This window comes from Phenylobacterium sp. (genome assembly GCF_030693805.1).
Classification (GTDB): Bacteria; Pseudomonadota; Alphaproteobacteria; order Caulobacterales; family Caulobacteraceae; genus Phenylobacterium.
The window spans coordinates 1-26894 of the sequence record NZ_JAUXZW010000086.1 but is presented as its reverse complement, the minus strand read 5'-3'; the positions used below and the strand labels follow the sequence as shown (position 1 = coordinate 26894).

Here is a 26894-nt window from a genome sequence, read left to right as displayed (position 1 = left end):
CGGCGTCCAGCGGCTGGATCGGCATCGCCAGGGTTGCGCGCGGTGGCAGGCTGCGGAGCGCGAGGTCGGGCTTGCGGCTGGGAGTTCGGATCAAGCGGCCCATCGATTCAGCCACACCTCGGAACAAACCTTGCCAGACCTCAGGAGGGCGGCGCGAAGCTCTATGGCGCTGGCGCCGGCGGCGTCGAGCTCAAAGCTTAACCGCACGCCCCCGGTCTCGGGATTGGGATGCAGATTGACCTCCAGCGCGCTGCCCGCCGATGCGGTGACCTGCGGCTGCGCACCGTCAAGAGCGCCGGGCGCCGGCGATTGGAAGTCGATGACGAATCGGCGCCTGCCGCGCTCGGCGGCGCCGCTGCGCGTGGCCGCCACCGTCGCGAGGCCAGACGCAATCGGTTCGGCCCCCCAGTGCAGGCGATAGGAGAAGGTCGCAGGTCGTCCAGCGCGCAACGCCTGCGCCGGCGTCCAACAGGCGACGATGTTGTCTTCGTACTCGGTGGGGGAGGGAAGCTCGACAAGACCCACAGAGCCCGGGCCGAAGCCTTGGCGCGGCTCTACCCAGAGGCTGGGGCGCAGGTGGTAGCGCGCCTCGAGGTCCAGGTAGGCGTCGTAGCGTCGCTCGCGCTGGATCAGGCCGAAGCCGCGCGGGGCCGCGTCGCGAAAGGCGCTGGTGCTTACGCGGGGCGGATTGGCCAGCGGTCGCCACAACCGCTCTCCCGCGCCGTCGGCCATGGCCAGGCCGTCGGAGTCATGCACCTGCGGCCGGAAGTCGTCGAAGCGCGCCCGGCGGTCGCCGCCGAACAGGAACATGCTGGTGAGCGGCGCGATCCCCGCATCGGCGATCGTGCGGCGGGGATAGAGGCTGGCTGTGGTGTCGAACACCGTCGTCTCGCCAGGGCTGATCACGAACCGGAAGGCGCCGGCGCAGCTCGCGCCGTCCAGCAACGCCAGGACCGTCAGGCTGCGGGAGCCGGGCCGCGGGCGCTCGATCCAGAAACTGCGGAAGTCGGGGAACTCCTCGTTCGCGCCCGCGCCGATCGCCAGGCCGCGCGCCGAGAGGCCATAGACCATGCCCTTGGCGACGGCGCGGAAGTAGCTGGCTCCCAGGAAGGCCGCGACCTCGTCGAAATAGTCGTTTCGATTGATCGGCGCATGGATGCGAAAACCCGCGAACCCCAGGTCCGGCGAGAGGCCGTCGGGCGCGCCGCGCTGGAACCTGAACTGGGCCGGGGAATAGGCGATCCGACGCGCCTGGCCGTCGACCACCTCGAACAGGTCGACCCGCGCGCGTTGCGCGCCGCCACGGTGGAAGAACTGCAGCTGGAACGGCAGGCCCTCGTTGCGCCACAGGGCATGGGCCGGATCGAAGCGGATGTCGCGATAGGCGTCGTAGTCGATGTCGTTCAGTCCGGCGGGAAGCTGCGTCGCCGCCGCCGCCGCGTAGGGCCTCGCCGCGAGTGCGCGCGCCATAGCCTGGACGTGAGGGAGGCCGAATGGATCCGCGGCGGCCGCAGACGTCGGCGCGAGAATGGGAATCAGAGGAAGGGCGGCGATCACCTGGCGTCGGCTGGGCGCGGCTGGGCCGGCCCGGTCATGTGCTAGCTCAGGTGCGGTCACGCGTCGTCCGGGGCCTCGATGCCTTGGTCGCGCCGAGCGATGTTAACCTTCTGCGGCGAAAGCATGGCGGGCACCGGGATCAACGGCTTGCAGGGCCTTCGCCGGCGGATTTGCCGCGCGTGCGCGGGTCCGGCTCAGGAGCGCGCCATATCCTTGTCCTTCAGCGCTACGGTCATCGGCGCCCCATTGCGGTCCATGACCACAGCGCCGGCGCGGAGCGGCTGATTCTTGCAGCCGTATGGCCAGGGGATGTCCGTCAGGGCCACATAGTCGCCCGTGCAGATACGCCGGGTCAGCAGATAGACCGCGGGATGGGCGGTCTGGTGCAGCCGCAGGGCGTTGCGGACCATGTCGGGGTCGAGGCCGGCGCCGTCCTCGATCGCCGCGGCCCGGCGCAGCAGGTCACGCACCTGCACTGGCGTCCAGGGTTCCTCCACCAGGGCCAGCGCGCGCGAGCGCAGCGAGCCAGTCCGCGCCGGACAGGGATTGCCATCCCAGATCACATAGTGGTCGGCCGGCGTGCGGTAGACCGCCTCATTCACTCTCGCTTCGGAGAGGATCTCTGCACCACGAAGCCGAGTCATATCAGGTCGACTCCTGCATCACGGTCCGGTCCGCAGGTTAGTCCAGGTAGGCTGGATGCCCAGGCGCCACGAACAGACTGAAGATCTCCACGCCTGCGATGGCCAGCACCACCAGGATAACGCCGGCGTCGATGATCAGTTCGGCCCGCTCCATGAACCGGGACAGCGGGTGATGATGATGTGGGGATATCGTCAAGGCGACCTTGGGCGAAGCGATGCGACATGCGCGGAGTCATCGGCGTCCTCGATGAATCACGTCGGTCTGAACGCCGCTTGAGCGGGCCTGGTGGATCATGAGCGCACCTGCACATAGGCGCCCGGCGCATCTTCGATGGGTGTCAGCGGGCCTTTGGAGGGATCGCGCGCCGGACGCATTGGTCCCGAGCGCTCGGCGAGCCAGGCGGCCCAGTGCGGCCACCACGATCCAGGATGCTCGGTGGCGCCACGTCGCCAGGCCTCGACGGTGTCGGGAAGCTCGCTGTTCAGCCAGTGCTGATACTTGTTCGCAGCCGGGGGATTGATGACGCCTGCGATATGGCCGGAACCGGCAATGGTGAAGGTCACGGGACCGCCGAACAACCGCGCGCCTTTGTAGACGCTGGCGAACGGCGCGATGTGGTCGTCCTTCGACGACTGCACATAGACCGGCGTCTTGACCTTCGACAGATCGAGGCGCGTGCCCGCGAGCACGAGCTCACCCTTGGCGAACTTGTTGTCCTTGTAGAATTCCCGCAGGTAGAACATGTGCAGCGCCTTCGGCATCCGCGTCTGGTCGGAATTCCAGAACAGCAGGTCGAAGGGCTTCGGCTCCTTGCCCATCAGGTAGTTGTTGACGAAGAACGACCAGATCAGGTCGTTCGCGCGCAGGATGTTGAAGGATTCCGCCATCGCCGAGCCGGGCAACACGCCGCCGGCGTCGTCCATCTTGCCAGCGATGTCCTTCAGCCACGCCTCGTCGGTGAACAGCAGCAGGTCGCCGGCTTCACTGAAGTCCTGCTGGGCGGCGAAGAAGGTCGCTGAATTGATCAGCGCGGAGTCGCCACGATCGGCGAGGAACGCCATGGCGCAGGCGAGCAGAGTGCCGCCGATGCAGTAGCCGACCACGTTTGCTGTCGGCGACTGCGTCTGGACCAGCACCTGGTGCAACGCGGTCAGCGCGCCCTGGGCCAGGTAGTCCTCCATAGTCTTCTCGGCGAGGGCGGCGTCGGGATTGACCCAGGAGGTGACGAAAACTGTGAATCCCTGAGAAGCGAGCCAGCGGATCAAGGAGTTCTCGGGTCGCAGGTCGATGATGTAGTACTTGTTGATCCACGGCGTGATCAGCAGCAGCGGCGTCTCGTGCACCTGCTCGGTGGACGGATCGAACTGCAACAGCTGCAGCAGATCGTTCTGGAAAACCACCTTGCCGGGGGCGGTGGCGACATTCTCGCCCACCTTGAACTGGCCCATGTCAGTCTGGCTGATCGCCAGTTGGCCCCCCCCGCGATGCAGGTCGGCGGCGAGGTTCTCCATGCCGCGCACCAGGCTCTCGCCATTGGTCTTGACCACCTCCTCCAGCGCAACCGGGTTTGAGGCCAGGAAGTTGGCGGGCGAGAAGGTGTCGGTGACCAGCTTGGTGAAGAATTCGACCCGACGCTTCTCGATCGGGTCGGAGACCTCGACTTCGGAGGCGAGCTTGTTCAACCATTCGGCGGTGGAGACGTAGGACTGCCTCAGCAGGTCGAACATCGGCTGGTCCCAGGAGGGATCGGAGAAGCGCTTGTCGCGGGGCGGCCGCGCCGGCTCGCCGGTGGTCAAGCGGCTCCACGCGCCGCGCCACAGCTCCATGTTGCGCGACATCAGGTCCGCCTGGGCCTGGAGGATGCGGTCGGGCCGCGAGGCCAGACGTAACATCACGTCGGTGAGAGTCGGGCCGACGCGCAACGGGTCCATGTTGGGGGGCGTCGCGCCCTGCGTCACCGCAGCTTCCATCAATGCGGCGTGAGCGATCATCGCCGCCCGGGTGAGGTTGGCGCTGAACGCTTCAAAGTCGGCGATGACCGGTGCGTTGGACACACCTTGCGGCGAGCCGACCTGTTGGCTCATGAAGCACCTCCCTGACGCAGCGCTGTTGGCGCGCTTGTGATTGAGATGATTACAAGACCAAACCGTCAACGCTGTCAGCCGAATTATTTATTGGTCTCCGTTGAGCGCGTTCATCTGACAACGAAGTCGCATTCGCTGGATGACGAGGATGAACGCTGAACAATAGATTGAAGAGCCACGCTTGCCGCGTGGAGAACAGGCCGATGCACGGGCTTGCCGGCTTGGCGCGGCGACTACGCATTCGCGCTCGCGGCGTAGTCAGCACCGGAAAGCCGCAGCCGTCAACGGCCCTGGTAACTTGCGACAGTTTTCGAGTGACGTCCTGGGTGCGGGCGCGACCCCGAATGCATCGGTCAGCCGCCGCCCGTCACCGCCTGGACGCGGTTCGCGCCCTAGGTTTTCAGGCGCATCTTGCCCATGAAGTCACGTTTGCCGATCGGCACGCCCTTCATACGAAGGATGTCGTAGGCCGTGGTGGCGTGGAAATAGAAATTCGGCAGCGACACCGAGAGCAGGAAGTTCTCGGCCACGAAAGGTAGCTCGAAGGCTACGGTCTTGAACTTGACCTCTCGACCCTCAAGCGCGTTCACCTCCTCGGCGCTAAGGCTCTGCAGCCCCGCCTGGGCGGCCGTGATCATCGCCTGCAGACCGGCGTAGTCGCCCACCGGGATCTGCGGCGGCGGCTGGAACAGGCCCGCCTTGACCCCCTGGATCGCGCCAAGCGAGTGGTGAGCCACCGATTGCACCTGGAAATGGAACGGCAGCATGTCCGGGAACAGCCGGGTGCCGACGATCTCCTGGGGATCGATGTTGTTGTCGCTGCAATGGGCGAGACCGCGGTCGAGGAAACCTGCGACGGCGCCCAGCGCCTGAAGATAGTTGCTGACGCTGAGGTCGTAGAGCGCAATGGCCATGGTGGTGTCCCCCTTTTTGATTGTCCTGACCTAAACGCTAAAGGCGCTGACAGCCAAGGCATTTGCGGAGTCGTCGCCTTCGAGATTGGATCGCGCAGGTCGACTGGACGCATTGACGGGGAAATGTGATGGCCCGGAAGAAGATCCTGATCGCCGGCGGATCGGGGTTGGTCGGTTCAAAGGCGGCGCTGCATTTCGGCGCGCAGGATGACTGCGACGTTCTAGTGGTCTCCCGCCGTCCGCCACCCGTCGCTGGCGTCCGGCATTTGCCGCTCGATCTGACCGATCGCCTTGCGTGCGCCAAGGCGCTGACAGGCCACGGTGACATCACGCACATCGTCTATGCGGCGGTCCACGAGCAGGTCGGTCTGGTCGCCGGCTGGAGCGACGCCGAACAGATCGACGTGAACGACGCCATGTTCCGCAACTTGCTCGACCCGCTGGCCGGGTCGCCAGCGCTGAGGCACGTGACGCTGTTTCAGGGGACCAAAGCGTACGGCGTCCACATCCGTCCGTTCGCCAACCCGGCGCGCGAGGGCCGTTCGGAGTATCGCGAGCAGCCCAACTTCTATTGGCGCCAGGAAGACCATCTGCGCGAAACGCAAATTGGAAAGCCCTGGAGCTGGACGATCCTGCGTCCCGTGCACGTGTTCGGCGACACCATCGGCGTCTCGCTGAACGCCATCCTCGGCGTCGGGCTCTATGCGGCGATCATGAAGCATCGGGGCGAGCCGTTGCACTATCCCGGCGGACCGGCCCGCCTGTCGGAGGCGGTCGATGCGGACCTGCTGGCCCGCTGCGTCGCCTGGGCCGGCGAAGCCGAGACCGCGCGCAACCAGGTGTTCAATGTGGCCAACGGCGACGTTTTCACCTGGGAAAACGTCTGGCCTTCGTTGTCGGGCGTATTCGGGATGGAGCCGGGCGAGCATCGCCCGCTGAGCCTGGGGGAAAGCATAGTGCGCGAAGGCGCGGCATGGGATGAGATCCGCGCCCGCCACAACCTGCTGTCGCCATCGCTCGAAGCCTTCGCCGGCAACTCACTTCAGTTCGCGGACTACACACTGCGCTACGGTATGGGTCCCCAGCCGCCGCAACTGGTGTCGACGGTGAAGTTGCGGCAAGCCGGCTTCCACGAGGTGATGGACACCGAAGCCATGTTCGCCAAGTGGTTCGGCCGGTTGCAGGCGAACCGGCTCTTGCCGCCCGCCTAATCCGGTCGAACCTGAGGCGGGTTCATCGGCGGCGCACCAGACAGGGCTGCCCGCCAGCGGTCAGGGTCGCGCAGAAGCTAGCGGCCTCGCCGGGGCTGGCGAAGCCGGTGACGAAGGCTCGGACCAGCCGGCCGTTCTCGACCGGTTCGGTCTCCATCGCCTTGGCCCCCATCTCGGCTGGGAAGCGACGCGCGACGTCGCTCCAGACCAGTTGTGCGGCCTCCGCCGAGGGCAGGGCGCCGATCTGAGCGCGGAGACCAGACGTCACGGGGGCGGCAGGAACCGCGGGCGCGACGGGCGGCGCCTCGGTCGCAGGCGCGAGTGGGGCTTCCGCAACGGGCGCGTCGGCGACCTCCTCAGGCTCGACCGGGGTCGCCTGGGCCATGGCTGGCTCGACGAAAGCAGGTTCGACGGGCCTGAGGATCGGTGCGGCGCGAGTCGCCGGCGCATCCGGGGTGCGCGAGGCCCAGACCGCGGCGCCGCCCAGCAGCAGGACGGCCGCCGCCGCGACGCCGACGCCCATCGCCAGGCGCGCGCTGGAGCGCGGAGGAACAACCCTCGCCCGGGGCGCATCGGAATTCGCCGCCTGCGGGCGGACGATCGGCGCAGCGGCCGGCGAGGCTGCGCGACCGGGCTCGCGCTGACTGAACGCGCTGTCGACGCTGTCCCAGCGCCCGATCCCGACGGGCTGGCCGTCGCCGGCGGCGACGATCTTCAGCAGGTCTTCCTGGCTATCCTCAAGACGCAGGACCGTCAGCACGCCGCTGTCATAGGCGCCGGTGTCGATGCCGATCCGCGAGCGGCCCCGCACGGGGCGCGGGTTGACCGAATGGCCGTGCACCACGGTTTCGGTCCAGACGGGGGCTTCCTCGTCGTAATAGCGGTACCACAGCAGGTCGCCGTCCGACTGCTCCTCCAGCAGCCGGTCGGGGCGCAGGCCCGCGTGGACGAAGATGTAGTCGCCGAGCTTCGCGTACAGCTCGGTGTCGCGCATGAACTGCAGGTGGGTGCGGGGGATGACGTCGCGCACTGCGGCCTGCAGCGCTTCGCCGTCGCCAGGGCCCGTGGGCTTGGGATAGTCGACGCCGTATGACGCCAGCGTCTCCAGTCCGCCGAATTCCAGCCAGCGGGCGCTGTGCTCCTCGCCGGACGCGAGCTTCAGCACGATGTCCTCGTGGTTGCCGCGCAGGAAGATGCAGGTGCAAGGCCCTTCATCACGCAAGGCGATCAGGTGGGCGATGACGCCGGCCGACTCCGGGCCGCGGTCGATGTAGTCGCCCAAGAACACCACGACGGTCTCGACGCCTTTCAACGCCGCCGCGCGTGCGTCGGTGTCCAGCTCCTGGGTGAAACGGCGCAACAGGTCGAGGCGGCCGTGGATGTCGCCCACCGCGTAGATCACCGTCTGCGGCGGCGTCGCGGGGGCGGGGGTGGCTTGCAACGGCGCGTTCATGCGCGGGCCTCTCGCGCAGCGCACGCCCAGGCCGCGCCGCATCGAGGGGCGCCAGGCAGGGTACGATGGAAGCTCGGCTGCAACATCAGGGGCCTGGCTGTCATCACGCGGCGACTCTCATACTAACGGAACGCGGTTTACGAACTTTCGACGCCGGGCCTGGAAATGCGGGGTCGAGACCCCCGCACGTCATCCGACGGGTCATCCCGTAACTCGCCTCTGTGGCGAAGCCGGGGCGCGCCGGACGTCAGCGGACCGCGGACTGGGCGACGTTCTGGGCGAACCAGTCATAGGCGCTGGCCATGCCGCGCCGCAGGTCGATCGACGGGGTCCAGCCGATCGCCTTCAGCCGGTCGACGCTGAGCAGCTTGCGCGGCGTGCCGTCGGGCTTGGTCAGGTCGTGGACCAGCTCGCCTTTGAACCCCGCAACCTCGCAGATGAGCTGGGCCAGCTCGGTGATGGTGACATCCTCGCCGCAGCCGACGTTGACGTGTTCGTGGTCGGAATAGCGGGTCATCAGCGCGACCAGCGCATCGGCGCAGTCGTCGACATGCAGGAATTCCCGCCTCGGCTGCCCGGTGCCCCAGACCACCAGCTCCTTGGCGCCGTCAGCGACTGCGTCGTGCGCCTTGCGGATGAGCGCGGCGGCGACGTGGCTGGACTGCGGATCATAGTTGTCGCCAGGACCGTAGAGATTGGTCGGCATGGCGCTGATGAAGTCGCAGCTATGCTGGCGGCGGTAGGCCTGGGCCAGTTTGACGCCGGCGATCTTGGCGATCGCATACCACTCGTTGGTCGGCTCCAGCGGCCCGGTCAGCAGGGCGCTCTCCTCGATCGGTTGCGGGGCGAGCTTGGGATAGATGCAGCTCGAGCCCAGGATCAGCAGCTTGCCGACGCCGGTGCGATAGGCGGCCTCGGCCACGTTCGCCTGCATCATCAGGTTATCGTACAGGAAATCGGCGGGGCGGGTGTCGTTGGCGAGGATGCCGCCGACGGTGCCCGCGGCCATGAAGATGGCGTCGGGCCGATGCGCGGCGATCCAGGCCTCGACCTCGACCTGGCGTTTCAGGTCGAGCACGGCGTGGCCGGCGGTGAGCACCTCGCAATCCTCGCGCGCCAGCCGGCGCACCAGGGCCGCGCCGACCATGCCGGTGTGGCCGGTGACCCAGACGCGTTTGCCGTCCAGAGGAAAGGAGGCCGGCGGGAAGGAGGATTCAGTCGACATTGCGCTTCTGCTCATGGGCCACATTCGCCAGATCCGCGCGCACCATTTCGGCGCACAGCTCGCGCCACCCGATCTTGCAGGACCAGCCTAGCTTCTCTCTCGCCTTGGTTGGGTCGCCCAACAACAGGTCGACCTCGGTGGGGCGATAATAGCGTGGGTCGACCTCGACCAGGACGCGGCCGGTCTTCGCGCAAACGCCTTTTTCGTCAGCGCCTTCGCCGCTCCAGTTGAGCTGGATATCGACTTCCTGGAACGCCGCCTCGACGAAGTCGCGCACCATGGTGGTCTCGCCGGTGGCCAGCACATAGTCGTCGGGCGTGTCCTGCTGCAGCATGCGCCACATGCCCTCGACGTATTCTCTCGCGTGGCCCCAGTCGCGCTTGGCGTGCATGTTGCCGAGATAGAGCCGATCCTGCAGGCCCAGTTTGATGGCCGCCGCGGCGCGGCTGATCTTGCGCGTGACGAAGGTTTCGCCGCGCAGCGGGCTCTCATGGTTGAACAGGATGCCGTTCGAGGCGTGCATGCCATAGGCCTCGCGGTAGTTCACCGTGATCCAGTAGGCGTAGAGCTTGGCGACGCCGTAGGGACTGCGCGGATAGAAGGGCGTGGTCTCGCTCTGCGGGACTTCCTGCACCTTGCCGTACAGTTCCGAGGTCGAGGCCTGATAGAAGCGCGTGCGTTCGCCCAGGCCCAGGATGCGGATCGCCTCCAGCAATCGCAGCGTGCCCACCGCATCGGCGTTGGCGGTGTACTCCGGGGTCTCGAAGCTCACCTGCACGTGGCTCTGGGCGGCGAGGTTGTAGATCTCGTCGGGCTGCACCTGCTGGACGATGCGGATCAGGTTGGTGCTGTCGGTGAGGTCGCCGAAGTGCAGGATGTAGCGCGGGTCCGCCTCGTGCGGGTCCTGGTACAGATGCTCGATGCGGCCGGTGTTGAACGACGAGGAGCGGCGCTTCAACCCGTGAACCGTGTAGCCCTTGGCGAGCAGCAGCTCCGACAGATAGGCCCCGTCCTGGCCGGTAACGCCCGTGATCAGCGCGGTCTTTCCACGTCCTGAAGAATCCATGCGACCTCGATTATGCGACTGCGACCGCATCAGGGAAGGGGCGATCTGGCGGCGGCGATCACTGCAGACCAACAGCTTCGCCGTCCAGCCGTTTTGCAGTCTAAGTTGGCCATGAAGTGGCCGAATCAAGTCGAATAACGGTGTGAACAGATCAACGCGGCGGTCTAGCCGAGCGGTGGTTACGTTTCGTAAACTACGTTGCGACGCGAAACCGGCCTCTGCTGCTGATCATTTGCGGCCGTTTCGCCGCAAAATGCAGCATCTCCCGAAATGGTGAGAACATTTTGGAACCTAGGCTGGTGGTGTCGGTTGTCTGGCCGAACGGTTCGAGCTAGGGTCGGTCTTAGTGTTTTAAGGGAGCCGGACATGTCGAAGTCATTGGCGATCGCTGCAGTCATCGGAGCGTTCGCGCTCGCGGGCAACGCGGAGGCTGCGTCCAAGAACTCGCCGCTGTCGTCGTTCTCGAATTTCGGCAGCTCGTCGAAGTCGAATTCGTCGTCATCCTCCTCATCGGCGTCGCGCCTGAACGCGCCGGCTTCGCTTTCGCTGGCCAGCTTCGGCTCCAGCTTCGGCGGCGGTTCGATCTTCAATCCTCCCAGGCCGCTGCCCGTTCCCCCGCCGGCGGCTACCCAAATCCTCGCCCAGTTCACGCGCATCTGCGACGGCTTCGGATCTGGCCTCCGCACTGCCTGCCTGCGCACGTTTGCACTTATCGGCGTTCCGGTCAGCTTCTGACGGCTTGGTCGGGCGCCGCGCTTCGGTGACGCTTGAGTTTCGACGCCTCGCCTGACGAGGCAGCGGCGCGCGACCATTTCCAGATCGCGGCGATCGTCCTCTTGGCGGTCGCGATGATTCTCGGCGGGTCGTCCACCGATCCGCTCTCCGCCGGCATTGTGCGCTTCATCGCGAGCCCCGTGCTGGCGTTTTCCCTTTGGCGGCTTTCGCGCCGGCCGCTGGGGGCCGTCCCGCTCAGCGGATTGCTGCTGTTGGCGCTCGGCGCTGGCCTGACGCTCCTCCAACTCATTCCCTTGCCTCCCGAGGTGTGGAGCGCGCTGCCGCAGCGCGCGATCGTCGTCGAAGGCTACCGCGCGGCCGGAATGACCTTGCCCTGGGCGCCGCTCAGCCTGACCCCGGACCGCACGCTGAATGCGGGACTCGCGTTGTTACCGCCGGCGGCTATGTTCTGCGCCGCGCTTTCGTTGAGCGCCGCCGCGCGCCGTCGTCTGGCGATCGCCGCCATGATCCTGGCGGCCGCCTCGATCGCCCTCGGCATGGCGCAGCTCGCCGGCGGCGCCACCAGTCCGCTGCGCTTCCAGCAGCCGGCCAACCTCGACGCGGCGGTAGGTTTTTTCGCCAACCGCAACCATCAGGCCGTCCTGCTCGTGGCCGCCATTCCGCTGGCGGCCCTGCTGGTCTCGCAGGGCCGCGGCGCGGCGCGCGGCTCGAACCTGTTCTGGATGCTCGCCGCGGTCGGGGTGGTGCTGATCCTGGTGGTGGGCCTCAGCGTCAGCAAGTCGCGGGCCGGGGTGATTCTGCTGGCGCCTGCGGCGATCGGCGCCCTGATGGTGGCCTGGCCGCGCGCGAGGCGCATGACGCAGGGAGGGACGCCGCACGGTCTGCCGGCGCTGGGCATGTTGGCCGCCATCGCCGGCGGGGTGGCGCTGGTGGTGCTCTTCAACCTCACGCCGCTGGCCGATCGCTTCAACGCCAGGGTGGATAAGGACACCCGTTGGGAGGTCGCGCCGATCGTGGCGCAATTGGGGGCGGACTACGGGCCGCTGGGCTCGGGGCTCGGGTCCTTCCGGGCGGTGTATGAAGTGCATGAGGCGCCGGAGCGGGTGACGCCGACCTACATCAATCACGCCCACGACGACTTCCTGGAGATCTGGCTGGAGGCCGGCTGGCCCGGCGTGGCGCTGATCGCGGCGTTCCTCGTCTGGTGGATTTGCGCGACGCTCGCGGCGCTGCGCGGCGGACGCGGGCAGGGGATCAGCATGGCGCTGGCCGGATCGACGGTGATCGGGTTGCTGCTCGCGCACTCCGTGGCCGACTACCCTTTGCGGACACCGGCGCTGGCGACGCTGTTCGCGCTCGCGTGCGCGATGGTCGCCGGGGCCGTTCCGCCTCGCCTGCGCGAGGCCTGACGCCGAAGTCTTGCCGAGACACGCGGATCGGCGTTCCTGCGCATCGCGCCCGACGCGAGCCAGAGGAATCACGATGACCGCCGCCGCACCCCGCGCGCCGACGACCGGACTGTCAGGACTGCACTTCCTGCTGGCGCTGGCAGTGGTGGCGGTTTGGGGCACCAATTTTGTGGTGATCCATGTGGGGCTGGAACACCTGCCGCCGCTGATGTTCGCCGCCCTGCGGTTCATCCTGGCGACGCTGCCGTGGATCTTCATCCTCAAGCGACCGCCTGCGCCGTGGCGTGATCTGGCGAGCTATGGCGTGCTGGTGGGCTTTGGTCAGTTCGGCCTGATGCACGTCGCCATGCGGTCCGACATTTCACCGGGATTGGCCTCGCTGGTGATCCAGACCCAGGTGTTCCTGACCGTGGGCCTGGCGGCGATCCTGGCGCGCGAGAAGGTGAGGGGCTTCCAGTTCGCCGCCTTGGCCTTCGCCCTGACGGGCCTCGTGCTGATCGCCGTTTTCGGTGGGCAGTCGGCGACGGCGAAGGGGCTGGTGCTGGTGCTCCTGGCCGCACTGAGCTGGGCTGCGTCCAACATCGTCGTGAAGCGGGCCGGTCAGGTGAACATGCTGGCCTATGTGGTCTGGGGAAGCCTGTTCTCCGCGCCACCACTGATCGTTTGTTCGTTCGCGCTCGAGGGATGGCCGGCGATCGCGGCCGGGTTTCGAGACGCCGACCTGGTGACCTGGCTGGCGGTGATCTGGCAGGCGGTCGGCAACACCCTGTTCGGCTACGCAGCCTGGGGCTGGCTCCTCGGCCGCTATCCGGCGGCCAGCGTCACGCCGATGGCGCTCCTGGTGCCGGTGTTCGGGATGGGGAGCTCGGCGCTGCTGCTCGGCGAGCCGCTGCAGAGCTGGAAGCTGATCGCCGCGGCGCTGGTCGTGGCAGGTCTGGCGATCAACATGCTGTGGCCGTTGTGGGCGGCGAGGGGCTCGCGCGCCCGCCTCGCCTGAACGATCCCTCGTTAGTGGAACATGTCCGGTTGGGTGCGCGCGATCCGGTCGTAGATCGGCTGGAAGTGCAGCCACCCGATGAACTCGCTGCCCACGTGTTCGCGGCTGTAGCGAGCGCGCTCGGGCGAGACCAGGGTCAGCTTTGAGCCGGTCGCCTCGGCCAGCAACTGCGCGCGGCAGCACTGCTCGAGGGCGATGAACCACCAGGCCGCGTCGTCGATGCTGTGGTGACTGGCGGTGAGCAGGCCATGGTTCTGGTGGAGCGCCGCGCGATTGTCGCCGAAGGCGAGCGCGACCTCGTGGCCGGACTCCTCTTCCACCGCCACCGCCCCGGCGCTTTCGGCGATCACCACATGGTTCTCAAAGAAGGCGCAGGCGTCCTGCGAGATGGGGTCTAGCGGCCGGCCGAGCGAGCACCAGGCCGCGCCGTGCAGGGTATGGGCGTGGCACATGGCCATCACCTTGGGATTGAGCTCGTGCACCGCGGCGTGCAGCACGAAGCCGGCGCGGTTGATGGCGTACTTCCCTTCCTGGACCGTCCCCTCGTGGTCGGCGAGGATTAGGGTCGACATCGTCACGTCGGCGAAATGCACGCACATCGGGTTGGTCCAATAAAGGTCTGGGTGCTCCGGATCGCGCACGGTCAGGTGGCCGGCGAAACCGTAGTCGTAGCCTTGCGCGGCGAAGGCGCGGCAGGCGGCGACCAGGCGCTCCTTGCGGTGTCGCCGTTCCTGGCCGACGTCGTTGAACCGGGGCAGTTCGGGGAAGATCAGTCCCGCCTGTTCAGGCTGGTAGATCGAGGTGCGGTTGTTGAGGGCCACGGCCATGCGATCGTCTCCTGAGGTCTGGCGCGAGGCTGACTACAGGGGTGGTGTCCGAGGTTGTCAACGCCGAGGCGGACAGCGCACGGCGGTCTCGGTCTGACCCAGCGAGCGTAGCCGAGGGCCATCCAGGCGCAGGATCTGCAAGGTTTCGGCGCAGGCGGTGCGTGTGCGGCCTTCGCGCGACAGGGTCGTGCTCTTGCGTGTGGCGACGCTGGCCCCTCGCCCGTCGGCGGCGATCGCCACGCGCGTGACCGAGCTGCGTTCAACGCTCCGGGTGCGGGCCAGGAACGTCATCGACTGTTTGCGCGCCTGCGCCAAATCGCTGGAGCCGTAGCGGATGGTTCCGCCGGCCGGCGTGCGAGCCTGCTCGACGAAGACGGCGTCTTTGCTGAAGCCGCCAAAATAGGCCGTCAGGTCGCGCCGGTTCCAGGCGGCTTCCTGACCCGCGACGAATGCGCGTACGGCGGCGTCGGTGATCGGTTGGGCGACCGCTTCGACAGGCGCGAGACCGATCAGCGCGGCGGCCAGGTTTGAGATCAGGCGGGGCGTCATCGCTGCGGACTATCGCCCTACGCGGCGCGCGCGGCGAGCTCACAGATCTCGAAGCTCTGCTCGATGAGCTGGGCGGAGCCGAAAATGGTCATGAAGGCGATATCGGCGGCGTCGAGGCCGGTCGCCACCCTGACCAGACCGTCGATCGGCGCAAGGCCGGTGGGGTCGATCAGCCGCCAGCGGCCGCCAAGATAGACTTCGGCTACCGCGTGCAGGTCCGGCGGCTCGAGGCGCCAGGCATAGGCGCTGACCGCGCGCGCCGGGATGTCGGCGGCGCGACACAGCGAAATGGCCAGGTGGGTGAAGTCGCGGCAGACGCCGGCGCGGTCGACGAAGGTGTCCAGCGCCGTGGTCGAGGCGTCGCTCACGCCGGCCACGTAGTCGACCTCCTGACCGATCCAATTCAGGATCGCCGCCACCTTGTCGCCGCCCGCAAAGCGACCGAATTGCCGATCGACGAAGCGCGTGAAGCGGTCCGAGGGGCAATAGCGGCTGGAGCGGAGATAGGGGAGGGCCTCGCTCGGCAGTTCGCGGATCGCCGCGGCGCGCTCACCGGCCAGGGTGGCGTTGCGCGGCAGCACCTCGACTTGCGCCGAGTAGGTGATGTCGGCGCGACCGTTGGCGACGAACACGGCGCGGCGTTCGCCGTTGCCGTCGTCGTCCAGCCGGGCCATCTCGGCCTGCGGGGGCAGGATCAACGTCTCGGCATGCACGATCTGGTCGTCGCTGCGGGCGGCCTCCAGCAGCAGCAGCACCTCGCAGGGTGTCGCGAACGCGTAGGCCAGTCTCGCTTCGATGTTGAACCGCATCCGTCCTCCAGGCCGGCGCAACGCCGAATAAAGGCATGGGTTGCCGTGGTGATCGCGCCAGAATGCGGGAATCGTCACAACGGTTGGAACCACGCCCTGTCGGGACGACTCCATCACTCGAACGTCCGCCTCGCGACCTTAGGAGCACCAGATGACAGATCCCTACGACCCATCCCCGAATCCGCCCGTCAAGGAGTCCGTCGCCGCTTCCCGGATCGGCGAAGCCGCGGAAGAGGTGAAACAACAGGCGAAGGTCGTCGTCGACCAGGCGGTCTCCAAAGCGAAGGAGGTCTACGACAAGGGGCGCGACATCGCCGGGCAACGCGCCACGCAGGCGCGCAGCGCCATTGAGGAACGGCCCTATGCTTCCGTAGGCCTGGTGTTCCTGGCCGGTCTGGTGGTTGGACACCTGCTGAACGCGCGGGGCCCCAAGGTCATCTACCTGCGCGATCGCGGCGGCTCGCTGCCGAGGTAAAGCGCGCCTAAAGCCGAGCCGTCATCCGCCGCGCCCCAGGCCGGGGCGCGGCGTGAACCATTGTGCGTGCGTGTCGTTCAACCGGGCTTCTCCGACCGACGCGAGCACCCATGACCACGACCGCCAGCGATCCCGTCACCCCCCTGTTCGAAATGACCGGCAAGGCGCTGTCCGGCGACCCGGTGATGCTGCGCGGCTTGGCCGCGGTGCTGGGCGCGTTTTCGATCCGCGTGCTGGTGGCGCTGGCGATCCTGGCCGTCACGCTGTGGGCGGCGAACCGGCTCGCGTCCCTGGTCGAGCGCAGCGTCACGCGGGTGCACCGCAGCCAGCCGGCGGACCAGACGCTCAGCCGGTTCATCTCAGGCCTTGTCAAATACGTGGTCGTCGCGATCGGACTGGTGGCGGTGCTGCAGCAGCTCGGCGTGCAGGCGACGTCGGTGCTGGCGGTGCTGGGGGCGGCGTCCCTGGCGATCGGCCTGGCGCTGCAGGGCACGCTCGGCAACGTCGCGGCGGGGGTGATGATCCTGCTTCTTCGTCCCTACCGCCTGGGAGAGCGAGTGGAGCTCAACGGCCGCCAGGGCGTGGTGCAGGGCATGGACCTCTTCAACACCCGACTGATCGACTACGACGGCCTCACCCTCTACGTGCCGAACGGCAAGGTGTTCGGCGACATGATCGTCAACATCTCGCGGGCTGGACGTCGGCGTGTGGAGCTGAGTTTCGGGGTGGACTATGCAGACGATCTGGATCTGGCGCTGGGGTTGCTGAATGAACTGGCTCAGGCCGACGCCCGCGTCCTCGCCGATCCGGCGCCGCTGGCGCGGGTCTCGGCGCTGGCCGACAGCTCGGTTACGGTGATGCTGCGGTGTTGGACCTCGCCGGACGATTGGGCCGAGGTCCGCTTCGCGCTGATCAAGGCGGTCAAGGAGTCGTTCGAAGCGCGCGGACTGAGCTTCCCGTACCCGCATCAGGTCACCATCGAACGCGCGCCGTCCGCCGTCGCTGTGCGAGGCTAGTGCGCATGTGCCGGTCCTGTTCACACCCTTCGCGTCGCCTCCTGCTAGCTGGGCTTGTCGCCACTCTCATGGTCGGGTGCAGCGACAACGCGCAAACCGGCCGCCGGCAACTGGCCTTCGTACCCGACGATCAATTGGCGAAGCTCGCTGATCAAGCTTGGGCGGAGCTGACGACGAGCACGGCCGTGTCCAATGACTCGGCGCTTCATGACCGACTGGCCAGAATCGCCGGCCCGATCACCCTGGCCGCCGACCGCGGCGACCTGCGGTGGGAGTTTGTCGTATTCGACTCTGCGGAGTTGAACGCCTTCGTGCTGCCAAACGGCAAGGTCGCAGTCTTCCGGGGCATGATGGAGTTCGCGCGAGATGACGATGAATTGGCGGCCGTCGTCGGGCACGAGGTCGCCCACATTTTGGCGCGACACCCGGCGGAGAGGGTGAGTCAGCAGCTAGCCACTCAAGCCGGCGTATCCCTGGCTCAACTTGTCCTGGGCGGTGAGAATGGCGAGAACGCTGAACTCGTCGCCGGCGTGCTGGGCATCGGCGCCACCTATGGCGTTCTGCTACCGTACTCACGGACCCACGAACTCGAGGCGGATCGCCTGGGCGTGGACCTCATGAGGAAGGCCGGGATGGAGCCGCTCGGGGCAGTGCGCTTCTGGGAGCGGATGATAGCGCGTCAGGATCGGCAGGGCGCTCCGCCCGAGGCGCTTTCCACCCACCCCGCAGACGAGCGGCGATTAGCCGAGCTTAAGGCGGCCGTTGGCGCATGACCTGGTTTCATCGCGTCCGACGACCATTCGAGTAACATGCGGCCCGCTATAGCCATCCTAATTGTCGTCACATTAGAAGCCTCACTGTGCGTTTGGCGCTTCGATTCGTGGGTGGGTTTATGAATTTCGTTGGAGATAAAACGTCGAAGCAGCGCGGAGTTGGCGTGTGATCGGGGGCGTGGGTAGCGACGACACGAGAGTCCCGGTCCGCACGAAGGCCGTGTTCGCCGTCGGGTCGGCGGCGGAAAACGTAGCTCTCACCGCGGTCGGCGGGTTCGCACTCTTCTATTACAATCAGGTCCTCGGCATGCCGGCCACTTTGGCCGGATTGGCGATGAGCGTCAGCCTGATCCTCGATGGGCTTTCTGACCCCATAATCGGCTCAATCTCCGACCGAACGAGGCACAAGCTTGGGCGGCGTCATCCCTTCATGTACGTGGCGCCGATCCCCATCGCGCTCTCGCTCATAGCAATATTCAACCCGCCCGCCGGGCTGCCGCACCTCTGGCTCTTCGCTTGGTTCACCAGCTTCGTGGTCAGCCTGCGCGTCTTCATGGCGATCTATCACACGCCCCATCTCGCCATGGCCGCGGAGATGAGCGACGATTTCGCCGAGCGCAGCCGGGTGTTGAGCTGGAACGCCCTGTTCAGCTATCTGGCCGCCCCCGTGACCAGCTTCGTGGCGTTGTCGACCTTCTTCAAGGCCACGGAAAAGTATCCGCGCGGCGTGCTGAACCCGGACGCTTACAGTCCGTTCGCGATCTCGGCCGCGCTGGTGGGTCTGCTCTTCCTGTTCATCTCCGCATGGGGAACTCGTCACCTCATACCGCGCATGACAGCGGTGCCGGACCACGTGGCGAAGTTCAGCGCATCAGAGTTCTTTAAGGACGTTGGCGCCGCCCTCGCCAACAAGAGCTACCTTTTCATGCTCATCGGCTTCTTCTTCATCAGCCTGACCAATGGGTTGCGTAGCGGTTTGCAGCTCTACATCCAGACCTTCTTCTGGGAGCTGACCTCAGAACAGATTCGCTGGTTCATGGTCGCGACCATGGCGGGCTTCTTCGTGAGCTTCTTCGTCACCGCGCGGGTCCACATGCGCTTCGGGAAAGGGTTCACGATGGCGTTCGCGATCGCCCTGTTCTCGGTCCTCTACGCGATCCCGGTGATCGCGCGCATGGCGGGTCTGCTCCCCGACGCCAGCGATCCCATCGTGCTGCCGATCCTGATGCTCACGACTTTCGTCACCTCGATCTTTGCCGCGATGATGAGCATCTCAACGATGTCAGCGCTGGCTGATATTGCTGATGAGAACGAGCTTCGGTTTGGGCGCCGACAGGAGGGGGTGCTCTACGCGACCCGCACGATGTTCTCGAAGATCGACATCGCCATCGGTCAATTCCTTGCGGGGCTGGCGCTGGACCTGGTCGCGTTTCCGACCGGCGCCAAGCCAGGGCAGGTGGATCATGAAACCCTGATGCACTTGGCTTGGATCGATGGGCCGATCGCCATCGTCCCGGGGCTGCTGTCGGCTTACTTCTATGCGCGCTTCCGGATCACACGCGCAGTGTTCGAGGAGAATAAGAGGCTTCTGGCCGAACGGCGCGCTCAGCCGTCATAACTCGGCGAGCGATCGTTGTCCGATAGCGCTAGCGGCGAACTTCCGTCGCTTGGCGACCTGGTTTTCAGCTGTAGGCGATGAGCCGGCCAAGGGTCGCCACCCCAAGCCACATGGCCACCGACAACAGCGCCATCACCCTGCGGCCAATAGATGAGCGCATCCCCCGCTGATCGTCGTTCGGAAAACCCCAGATCAGATGAAAGGCCAGCACGTTAGACAGCGCCAACACGATGAGGGCGACTTTCCAGCGGAAGGTTGTCGACCCCAGCAATGGACCGGCGTCGGCGGAGAACATCACAAAGCCGCTGAGGACCAACAGAAGCAGGCCCACGGCCGCCGCGGGAATCAGGATCCGCGCCAATGCAGCTAGCGGCAGAGCGCGGAATGCGCCGGCGATCCGCAGGTCGAGGAGGCATGCACTGCCGAGCAAGAACACCATGCCGAGCAAATGGACGACATTGACTAAGGGATAGCCGAAGGTGGATCCGCGCGCCCACACCCCCAGGGCGGAGCCTTCGAGTACTGCGCCGAGCGCTTGCAGTTCACCCACCGCGCTCAGCGCAGCTCGACGGTCTTGCCCCCGACCGTGATGCGCTCGACACGCATCTCAAGGACGCCGTCGCGACGGGGGAAGCCCTCGAGGGTGACAGTCTTGCCGGGTCCCAGCATCTCTACGCTCAGACCGCGCGACTCCATCCTCGCAACGGGCGCCAAGACGACATCCCAAGTCTTTCGCTGGTGGACCACCTTCGCCGTGCCGTGTGGGTTTCGCCAAGCGACGTCTGACAGCGGCGCCGTCACAGTAATCCCCTTCGTCGCGTCATAGGAGCTCCACCCATGATGCGCGACCGCCACGCACGGAGCGAGCACGCAGGTGACAGCGGCGAGGATCGCGATTGGGTTCATCATATCCTTTCCTCAGGAACACCCTGCAGTGAGCACTACACCTTGCGGCGGCGCTGTCGGCAATCGTTAGCCCGAAACCTCAGTGACGATTGCCTGACGCCAAGGCAAAGCTCATCACAGCCTAAGGCCCCCCATCACCCACCAAGTGATCGCTGCGGCGAAAACGGCGACCAGGATCGCTCTCCATAAGGGCGCAAAGCTAAGGGCTGGGTCCGACGCGAATGCGCGGCGGCCGGTGAGCATCGGCGCGATCAAGTTGGTGCGTTTGTAGAGCAGATAGAAGGCCACGGCGGCCAAGTGCAATAGAACGAGAATCTGGATCACGCTGAAGATCCATTGGTGCCATTCCGCAAACTGGCGGCCGATTTCGAAGCTCACACGGTCAGACAATGGTCCGGACTCAAGGCCGTCGATGTCCACAGAGAAGAGGCCGGTTATCACCTGGCCAGAGATCGCCGCCAGCATCGCCACGACGCTCCACGCCCCTAGCGGATTGTGTCCGGCGTGCTCGGACCGCGTACGGATAGGCAGCGTCTTCGCATAAGCGATGGTATCCGCCAGCGACGGGACGAATCCACTGAAGCGCGCGCTTGCAGAGCCTACGACGCCCCAGATGAGGCGGAAGACGATGAGCCCGAGCACGGCGTACCCCGCCCACCGATGCCATTCCATTCTACCGGCTTCTGCCGACCACCAGCTAAATCCAATGAGCGCGACCAACGCCCAGTGCACGATGCGCGTCGGCGCGTCCCAGAGCCTCGCCTTCGGCCGCGCGACCGTCGGTGCGGATCCTGCCGCCATGGTGTTAGTCTTTGGCGGGAGTGCGGAACTTATCGTGGCAGGCCTTGCAAGCTCCGCCAACGGCTCGCGCTTGTCGATTCATACCGCCTATGTCTCCAGCGGCCGCGAACTGCTGCAGCTTGGAGCTCTCCACCTGCATGCGGTTCACTGCAGCGGCGAAGCCCGCTGAATCGGTCCAGATGGTCGCCTTGGCATCCGTATTGAGGCGGGGGCTAGGCCCGCTGCCCTTCGGAAACCAGCTTGGCAGCTGGCTGGTCAGGGTCTTGAGCCTGATCGCGTTCGACGCAATCAGCGCCTCATCTGGACGATCCTTTTTCAATTCGTCGTTGATCGCCTTGAACGCCGCGCCTTGCTGTTTGAAGTTGTTGTGGCGCGCCAGCACGGCCTTGCCGGCTGGGGTGTTTGGAAGCTTGCTTATGTCGTGCGCGATGGCGCCGCCGGCCGTTAAAGCCACACCGAGAGCGATCGCCAAAATCCTGGTAGTAGGCACTTCGTCATCTCCTTCGGCGCCGCCCATCAACGGCGGCGAAGTTCAGGTGGTGGGTGAGGGGTCGTTGATGTCTCCAGGCCCGCTTGGACGCAGGGGCCGCATGCATCTTCCCTCGCAGCTATCGATTTGACGATACATTTGGTTTTGGTCGAGCCAAATCCCGCGACCTGGATGCGAATGCGGAGCATGAATCACCGTGGACGCGCGCGAAACCCGTGCCCGCGCAACGCGTTGAGTATGGGGTCCGGCGACGCAACGATGAACGAATGTAAAGTTCAAGGTTCCTTTGACGCAGCGCAACAACCGGTGTCACCGGGCCTGCTTGAGCTCCTAAGACACGAGCGCCGCCTTGCAGAGGAGTGGCGTCAAAGTCTCAACGAGTTCAAGGCTGGCGATCTGCGCCTGTTTGCACGAGGGAAGGACGTTAGCGCCGCCTGGATCTCGCACCTCGAAAAGAGTCTTGAGGAGCACGAGCTGCTGCTAGCTCGGCTCGATCCCGAAAACCTAAGCATCTGATGCTACGGACGAGCTACGTCGCAGGTGATCGGAAGTCGGCTGAGCCGCCTCATGACACGAGGACGTGAGGCTCCCCGCCCCGGCTCGTCGAGCCCCTGGCGGGGGCGAGTGTGGATCGTGCTCTTTGCTTGCCTTGCGCTTTCGAGTCTGACGGCATGGTGGATACACGCGAGCGTACCGGCCACAAGCCAGAGGAACATCCGACCTCCGGCGCCTGCACCGCTTCCCACCTCCCCGACGCATTGGCGCGGTAAGATCGATTATGTCGCCCTCGACGCCCGTATTCGGGCGATGACGGCGGACAGGACCATTCAAGGCCTTGCGGTCGCGGTGGTGGAGAATGGGCGCCTCTCATTCGTGCAGGGCTATGGACTTACATCGTCAGTGGACGGCGAGCCCATCACAGCCGGGACGACGTTTCGCTGGGCTTCGCTATCCAAAACTGTCGCTGGAACTCTGGGCGCCCGCTTGGCGGCGGATGGCGTGTTGTCGCTAACCGAGCCCGTTGCGACATTCCACACGAGCTTGCGCTTGCCCGCCAACGCCGAACGCACCCTGTCCGTTGAGCAATTGCTCTCGCAGCGTAGCGGCCTTCCGAAGAATGCGTACGACAACAGGCTCGAAAGTGGGGAGGCCCCAGAGACGTTGCGGCGGGATTTGGCGAACGTGAGACCCATTTGCGCACCCTCGACGTGCCACAGCTATCAGAACGTAGCCTTTGATGCGGTAAGCGAAGTGATGGCCGTGGCCGCGCACGAGCCTTTCGAGGCGCAGGCGCGCGAGCGGCTGTTCGCCCCCCTTGGGATGACCAGTGCGACCTTCGGGCTCGCGAGCCTGACAGCGGCGAAACACTGGGCCAAGCCGCATCGTAACGGTGTCGCGGCGCCTTTGCTCGATACGTACTATCGCCTGCCTGCTGAGGCGGGCGTGAACACCAACATACTTGAACTGGCGAAGTGGATGCAGGCGCAGATGGGGTTGGCGCCGGCCGTGCTCCCGGCCGAGCTTGTGTCGACGATTCAGCAAGCGCGCGTGCGCACGGACAAGCCGTATGGAAACACTCCGTTTGGACGCGCGCTGGAGGCCCCTGGCTACGGTTTGGGCATGCGCAGCTTCGTCTACAAGGGGCATCGTCTCGTGGGTCACAGCGGGGCGGTGACCGGCTATCGGGCGACGATGATGTTAGATCCCATCACCAAGACCGGCATCGTGATGATGTGGAACAGCGAGTCGAACCTACCCTTTAGGCTGCAGGCGGAATTCTTCGATCTCGCCTATGAGGCGCCGTTTACAGACTGGTTGAACCTTAAGGCGGGGGCGACCCAAACGCAGTCAAAGCCCAAGGGGCGTTGACGGAACAATTGTCTATGGGCGCGACCTACTCAACGCTCACCCTAATTCACCTGACGCGAAAATCTCGCTGCGTTGAATCTTTGAGCTACAAAGGGGAAATCCATTTTTACCCAAACTGGCTGCATGTGAGGGAGAAATAAGCTGCCGGTCTGCCCATCCTGGGGACTCCCAAATTCTCAGTTCAGTTGCGCCTTGAGACGACTTATTTCATCGTGGTCTGCTTTAATCGATGCGTACGCGCGCTGGACCACGTTACGGGCGTTTGCGGGAAGGTCCTGGTCGTCGATCACTGCCTCGTATTTGGCCTTGATGAAATTCTCACCCCGCTCAACCTCGTTGATCACGGCGCGATCGTCGCCGCCCATGATGGCGTTCTTCAGTTCGACGAACTTGTTGTGCGCCTTTCCAAGCAACGACTGATCCGTTTCCGGTGAGCCACCGAAACTGCGGACCTCCTGTTGCAGCTGTCCCACGAGCTCCGCGCGGCTTGCAGCCCGTTGGGCGAACATCGCACCGAATTGGCTCGACTGCGCGTGTTCGGCGGCTTCTCGATATCCGCTAGCGCTATCAAGCGTCGTCTCGATGAGGCTGTTGAGCACCTTCACCGCATGGTCGTTGACCGTGTCCATGGTTCATCTCCGTGTCTCAGCAAGTCCCAGAAGTCGCGAAGCGCCGAGGCGTTCCGTCGGACCGGGTTGGCAGCGCGGGGCTCCCCTAGCTTGCAGCGTGTTCATGGGGGCCGAGGGGCATGGACCTGGCATACGTTTAGTCAAATCCAGCGGCGCTTGCGGCCGACAAACCAAGCGACGGCCCCGATGGCGAGAAGGTCGATCGGGCGACCTGCCACACACCGGGTTACAAACACGCCAAGCTTGGGGAATTCCGAGACGTGCCCGGCGAAAAGCCAAGGTCTATCAAAGATCTTCTCCCGCTCTCTGCGCTTCCTCCGCGAGAACACGCTCTTTCCAAGCTATCTCGCGAACTCCTGCCCGTCGCTGCCCAGGCTCATACGAGGAGCGTCCGTTCTGATCAGCGAATGACTTTCTCAGCATTTGATGGGGGCCGAAACTCGGCGCGCACCGCCCCGTTGAGACGGCATGGTCGATACTGTTGAAAGAGCCAGACAACTGGCCCGCACGGGCAACTTTCCCAACTGGTATTTTATCATCGCAGGGCTTCGGAAGGAGGGCTGTGACGATGTGCAAAAGGCTCTTTCTGGCGTGGCGCTTCGGGCGCAGCTGGACCGACTGTGTCGGGCCGCACGGGTTGCCGGCGAGACTCGCCACTCCGACTAGGGCCGGCGCGCGAAGCTCGCTACATAGCGCGAGCCCCCGGCGGCCGGGACAGACGCCGAGGGCTCACTCGCGATCCTAAAGGGGGCAATGTTTGGATCGCCATTATCTAACCTTAGATCAGCGTCTGGAGGTCGACCTCACGGGGGCTTTCCGCGGATCACAACCGCGAGCACTTTAGCAACTCGTGCTCGGCGTCAGCAGCGGCAGCGTCTGTCGATCACCCCCGGGGGCTGAACGCGATCTGCTGCAGCGCAAACCGGATTGAGCGAAGGTGTCCTGTGACGAATTGGTTCACCTCGGCTGCAGTGTGATCAGTCCGCCAAGACAGTGTGCAACGTTGTCCTGCTGCATAAAGCCCGCAGTTCGCGTCTGAAGGTTCGGCTGCGGAGCGCTGTAAGTACGCTGACGTGCCCCTCAGCTTTCAGGCGGCAGACAATTTGATCTACCGACGGATATTCACCGGAGGTGGCCAATTCATATGCTCGCTCGACGGTGTCGCAAAGCATATTGGAAAAGTCCTTATCTGCGCCCACCGTCCCAACATCGCCGCGTTTAGTTAACTGCTTGTGCAGAGCGGCAGCCGTGATCGCTGGCATCTCGGAAACGGTCCGGGACCGGCTAGCCTTGCGACCCTTGGGTGATCAGCACGAACAGCATCACTGCCGCAGTCAGCACGAAGCCGGCCAGCACCGTCCGCCTCAAAAACACGCCAAGAGCTTCGAGATGATGACGCTTGATCGGGTCATTGACGCCGAACATCAGCGCGTTTCGCTTATTCGTCATGGCCACTCCACATCAGAAGAGCCCCAACCTGCCGAGCCCACAAATGAGCCGGCCGACGATTGTAGGACAAACAGCTCGGCCGGGGGACTGATCCAAATCGGGGGGCGCGGGTCGATTCAATGGAGCTGCTGCAAGCCGTGGCCGCGGCCTTCGCCGCAAATGAAAGCCCCCAGCGACGGGGGCTCGCTGGGGGCTGACTGGAGATGACCCCATCGGGGATGGGGAGCTACTGAAATCGCGCATCGCTGGTCGATGTTCCGTCAGCCGTGAAAATTTGACGCCGTTCAGATTGGCGCGATCGGGTTTCAGCTCGCCTTGGACGACACAACGATCGTTATCCCCATCAACACGAACGCCCCGCCAATGAGGGCCTGGAGAGGCAAATTCTCTCGCGTGAGCAGCCAGCTCGCCAGGACCGTGAACAGGTACGTGCCTCCCACGATCATCGGATAGGCGACGGCTGGACTCACCTGCCGCAAGGCGATTGCGTAGGCGATGAACGCGGTGCCGTAAGCTACGATGGCGAGCAGGTAGAAGTCACTCAGCGGCCCGATCGGACTGGGCATCGAGCGCAGCATCACGTGACCGAGTGCGGCTTCTCGAATTGAGATGGATGCTGTTGCGCTGAGAAAGGCGGAGGCCATAGCGGCCAAGATCACTGTGAGGCTCATGCCGTCCACCCTGCAAGGTGCGCGCCACACACGTGCAGGTTGACGGCCCTTTATCTGCTCCGCCCACGGGCTATGGTATGGCGATCGGGGGATGGGTGATTGACAGTCGAAATTTTGAATGATGCCGAATCTTTAACATCCGCGCGGAGAAGCGCGCCTGGGCTGGGATACAAATCACAGCGGCGAACGCTACATTGCTCGTTCTTGATTGCACTAATTCCACTTTGGGTCACTGTTATATTGGTAATTTCAGTTGCTCTTCTTCCATCTATTTTGATCAGATCACTGTGGCGTTATCCTTAGATTTTGATCGCGAAGCACATCTGAAGCTCGCTCCAAGTCATCCTTGACGTGCTGCAGCGGCTCGAGCGCTCACGATCACGGACTCCCAACCGGCGGCCTAGCCAACGCTCCTGAGCTCGGTGCTGCGGCAATGCCGCGACCAACGCGGTCGGAGGCAAATTGATGCGGGGGACTACGACGCTGAGTTCGCGCTGGAGTTAGGGCTCGCCTGCGCGTCGGTTGGCTGACGCATCGCATCGCTTCGGTGTAGGCGACGCCTCCCTTGGCCTTCCGCTAGGGTCAGGACCCATTAAATCGATTGAGGTTGGTTTGGGGAGGTGATTCAAGGTGGCAGGAGGAGCCGCCTTGAGTGATTTGCTGATGCTGACGCCGGAGCATATGCGGCGGATTGAGCCCTTCTTTCCGCGCTCACA

28 protein-coding genes are annotated in these 26894 nt (G+C 65.1%); 9 read left to right on the top strand and 19 right to left on the bottom strand.

Going from position 1 to position 26894, the window contains the following annotated elements; genetic code table 11:
• Positions 1-90: 90 nt before the first annotated feature.
• The 5 genes from Q8M88_RS03965 to Q8M88_RS03945 all read right to left on the bottom strand — a co-directional run bounded on the left by Q8M88_RS03965 (position 91) and on the right by Q8M88_RS03945 (position 5200).
• Positions 91-1557 (bottom strand): glucan biosynthesis protein, encoded by a 1467-nt coding sequence (locus Q8M88_RS03965; RefSeq protein WP_305594950.1) that lies wholly within the window; start codon positions 1555-1557, stop codon positions 91-93.
• 194 nt (positions 1558-1751) lie between these two features.
• Complete coding sequence (locus tag Q8M88_RS03960) at positions 1752-2201, bottom strand: hypothetical protein (RefSeq protein WP_305594948.1); 450 nt, start codon at positions 2199-2201, stop codon at positions 1752-1754.
• A gap of 37 nt (positions 2202-2238) precedes the next feature.
• The gene (locus Q8M88_RS03955; RefSeq protein WP_305594947.1) at positions 2239-2397 is read right to left on the bottom strand and encodes a hypothetical protein; all 159 of its coding nucleotides are present in this window, start codon (positions 2395-2397) and stop codon (positions 2239-2241) included.
• A gap of 95 nt (positions 2398-2492) precedes the next feature.
• Positions 2493-4286, bottom strand: a complete 1794-nt coding sequence (gene phaC / locus Q8M88_RS03950) for a class I poly(R)-hydroxyalkanoic acid synthase (protein WP_371132624.1) — start codon at positions 4284-4286, stop codon at positions 2493-2495.
• Between the two features lie 392 nt (positions 4287-4678).
• Complete coding sequence (locus tag Q8M88_RS03945) at positions 4679-5200, bottom strand: DUF1993 family protein (protein WP_305594946.1); 522 nt, start codon at positions 5198-5200, stop codon at positions 4679-4681.
• Between the two features lie 128 nt (positions 5201-5328).
• Here Q8M88_RS03945 and Q8M88_RS03940 point away from each other — a divergent pair, with 128 nt between their 5' ends.
• The gene (locus tag Q8M88_RS03940; RefSeq protein WP_305594945.1) at positions 5329-6411 is read left to right on the top strand and encodes an NAD-dependent epimerase/dehydratase family protein; all 1083 of its coding nucleotides are present in this window, start codon (positions 5329-5331) and stop codon (positions 6409-6411) included.
• A 22-nt stretch (positions 6412-6433) separates the two neighbouring features.
• Here Q8M88_RS03940 and Q8M88_RS03935 read toward each other — a convergent pair whose 3' ends face one another.
• The 4 genes from Q8M88_RS03935 to Q8M88_RS03920 form a co-directional block, all read right to left on the bottom strand.
• Complete coding sequence (locus Q8M88_RS03935) at positions 6434-7864, bottom strand: metallophosphoesterase (RefSeq protein WP_305594944.1); 1431 nt, start codon at positions 7862-7864, stop codon at positions 6434-6436.
• Positions 7865-8111: 247 nt separating this feature from the next.
• Positions 8112-9089, bottom strand: coding sequence for a GDP-L-fucose synthase (locus Q8M88_RS03930; protein ID WP_305594943.1), 978 nt, complete (start codon positions 9087-9089; stop codon positions 8112-8114).
• Positions 9079-10155, bottom strand: coding sequence for a GDP-mannose 4,6-dehydratase (gmd, locus tag Q8M88_RS03925; RefSeq protein ID WP_305594942.1), 1077 nt, complete (start codon positions 10153-10155; stop codon positions 9079-9081). Before gmd ends, Q8M88_RS03930 begins: the two co-directional genes overlap by 11 nt.
• A gap of 179 nt (positions 10156-10334) precedes the next feature.
• Positions 10335-10811: a hypothetical protein gene (locus Q8M88_RS03920; protein WP_305594941.1), complete on the bottom strand. Its 477-nt coding sequence runs from the start codon at positions 10809-10811 to the stop codon at positions 10335-10337.
• 111 nt (positions 10812-10922) lie between these two features.
• On the opposite strand from Q8M88_RS03920, the gene Q8M88_RS03915 reads away from it, so the two are divergent.
• Both Q8M88_RS03915 and Q8M88_RS03910 read left to right on the top strand, forming a co-directional pair.
• The gene (locus Q8M88_RS03915) at positions 10923-12299 is read left to right on the top strand and encodes an O-antigen ligase (RefSeq protein ID WP_305594940.1); all 1377 of its coding nucleotides are present in this window, start codon (positions 10923-10925) and stop codon (positions 12297-12299) included.
• A gap of 73 nt (positions 12300-12372) precedes the next feature.
• A complete protein-coding gene (locus tag Q8M88_RS03910; protein WP_305594939.1) occupies positions 12373-13296 on the top strand; it encodes an EamA family transporter in 924 nt (307 codons plus the stop codon).
• An 11-nt stretch (positions 13297-13307) separates the two neighbouring features.
• Here Q8M88_RS03910 and Q8M88_RS03905 read toward each other — a convergent pair whose 3' ends face one another.
• From Q8M88_RS03905 to Q8M88_RS03895, 3 genes are read right to left on the bottom strand one after another with little or no spacing between them, the layout of a single operon-like run.
• The gene (locus Q8M88_RS03905) at positions 13308-14123 is read right to left on the bottom strand and encodes a class II aldolase/adducin family protein (protein ID WP_305594938.1); all 816 of its coding nucleotides are present in this window, start codon (positions 14121-14123) and stop codon (positions 13308-13310) included.
• Positions 14124-14180: 57 nt separating this feature from the next.
• Entirely contained in the window at positions 14181-14672 is a 492-nt protein-coding gene (locus tag Q8M88_RS03900; RefSeq protein ID WP_305594937.1) for a nuclear transport factor 2 family protein, read from the bottom strand.
• A 17-nt stretch (positions 14673-14689) separates the two neighbouring features.
• A complete protein-coding gene (locus tag Q8M88_RS03895) occupies positions 14690-15481 on the bottom strand; it encodes a transglutaminase family protein (RefSeq protein ID WP_305594936.1) in 792 nt (263 codons plus the stop codon).
• Positions 15482-15632: 151 nt separating this feature from the next.
• Here Q8M88_RS03895 and Q8M88_RS03890 point away from each other — a divergent pair, with 151 nt between their 5' ends.
• The 4 genes from Q8M88_RS03890 to Q8M88_RS03875 all read left to right on the top strand — a co-directional run bounded on the left by Q8M88_RS03890 (position 15633) and on the right by Q8M88_RS03875 (position 19363).
• Positions 15633-15956, top strand: coding sequence for a YqjD family protein (locus Q8M88_RS03890; RefSeq protein WP_305594935.1), 324 nt, complete (start codon positions 15633-15635; stop codon positions 15954-15956).
• A gap of 110 nt (positions 15957-16066) precedes the next feature.
• Positions 16067-16972, top strand: a complete 906-nt coding sequence (locus Q8M88_RS03885) for a mechanosensitive ion channel family protein (protein ID WP_305594934.1) — start codon at positions 16067-16069, stop codon at positions 16970-16972.
• 68 nt (positions 16973-17040) lie between these two features.
• Positions 17041-17745: a M48 family metallopeptidase gene (locus tag Q8M88_RS03880; RefSeq protein WP_305594933.1), complete on the top strand. Its 705-nt coding sequence runs from the start codon at positions 17041-17043 to the stop codon at positions 17743-17745.
• A gap of 178 nt (positions 17746-17923) precedes the next feature.
• Positions 17924-19363: an MFS transporter gene (locus tag Q8M88_RS03875; RefSeq protein WP_305594932.1), complete on the top strand. Its 1440-nt coding sequence runs from the start codon at positions 17924-17926 to the stop codon at positions 19361-19363.
• Between the two features lie 64 nt (positions 19364-19427).
• Here the strand turns inward: Q8M88_RS03875 and Q8M88_RS03870 are convergent, their stop codons facing one another.
• From Q8M88_RS03870 to Q8M88_RS03855, 4 genes are all read right to left on the bottom strand, one after another.
• Positions 19428-19913: a hypothetical protein gene (locus Q8M88_RS03870; RefSeq protein WP_305594931.1), complete on the bottom strand. Its 486-nt coding sequence runs from the start codon at positions 19911-19913 to the stop codon at positions 19428-19430.
• A 5-nt stretch (positions 19914-19918) separates the two neighbouring features.
• Complete coding sequence (locus Q8M88_RS03865) at positions 19919-20269, bottom strand: DUF6152 family protein (RefSeq protein ID WP_305594930.1); 351 nt, start codon at positions 20267-20269, stop codon at positions 19919-19921.
• A gap of 114 nt (positions 20270-20383) precedes the next feature.
• Positions 20384-21070: a cytochrome b/b6 domain-containing protein gene (locus Q8M88_RS03860; RefSeq protein WP_305594929.1), complete on the bottom strand. Its 687-nt coding sequence runs from the start codon at positions 21068-21070 to the stop codon at positions 20384-20386.
• 4 nt (positions 21071-21074) lie between these two features.
• The gene (locus Q8M88_RS03855) at positions 21075-21587 is read right to left on the bottom strand and encodes a cytochrome c (RefSeq protein ID WP_305594928.1); all 513 of its coding nucleotides are present in this window, start codon (positions 21585-21587) and stop codon (positions 21075-21077) included.
• A 231-nt stretch (positions 21588-21818) separates the two neighbouring features.
• On the opposite strand from Q8M88_RS03855, the gene Q8M88_RS03850 reads away from it, so the two are divergent.
• The gene (locus Q8M88_RS03850) at positions 21819-22076 is read left to right on the top strand and encodes a hypothetical protein (RefSeq protein WP_305594927.1); all 258 of its coding nucleotides are present in this window, start codon (positions 21819-21821) and stop codon (positions 22074-22076) included.
• 108 nt (positions 22077-22184) lie between these two features.
• Positions 22185-23429 carry a serine hydrolase gene (locus tag Q8M88_RS03845; protein WP_305594926.1) on the top strand — a complete coding sequence of 415 codons (1245 nt, stop codon included), beginning with the start codon at positions 22185-22187 and terminating at the stop codon, positions 23427-23429.
• 176 nt (positions 23430-23605) lie between these two features.
• Here the strand turns inward: Q8M88_RS03845 and Q8M88_RS03840 are convergent, their stop codons facing one another.
• From Q8M88_RS03840 to Q8M88_RS03830, 3 genes are all read right to left on the bottom strand, one after another.
• Positions 23606-24058: a PA2169 family four-helix-bundle protein gene (locus tag Q8M88_RS03840; RefSeq protein WP_305594925.1), complete on the bottom strand. Its 453-nt coding sequence runs from the start codon at positions 24056-24058 to the stop codon at positions 23606-23608.
• 1284 nt (positions 24059-25342) lie between these two features.
• Positions 25343-25507, bottom strand: coding sequence for a hypothetical protein (locus Q8M88_RS03835; protein WP_305594924.1), 165 nt, complete (start codon positions 25505-25507; stop codon positions 25343-25345).
• Between the two features lie 305 nt (positions 25508-25812).
• The gene (locus Q8M88_RS03830; RefSeq protein WP_305594923.1) at positions 25813-26178 is read right to left on the bottom strand and encodes a hypothetical protein; all 366 of its coding nucleotides are present in this window, start codon (positions 26176-26178) and stop codon (positions 25813-25815) included.
• Positions 26179-26894 lie beyond the last annotated feature (716 nt).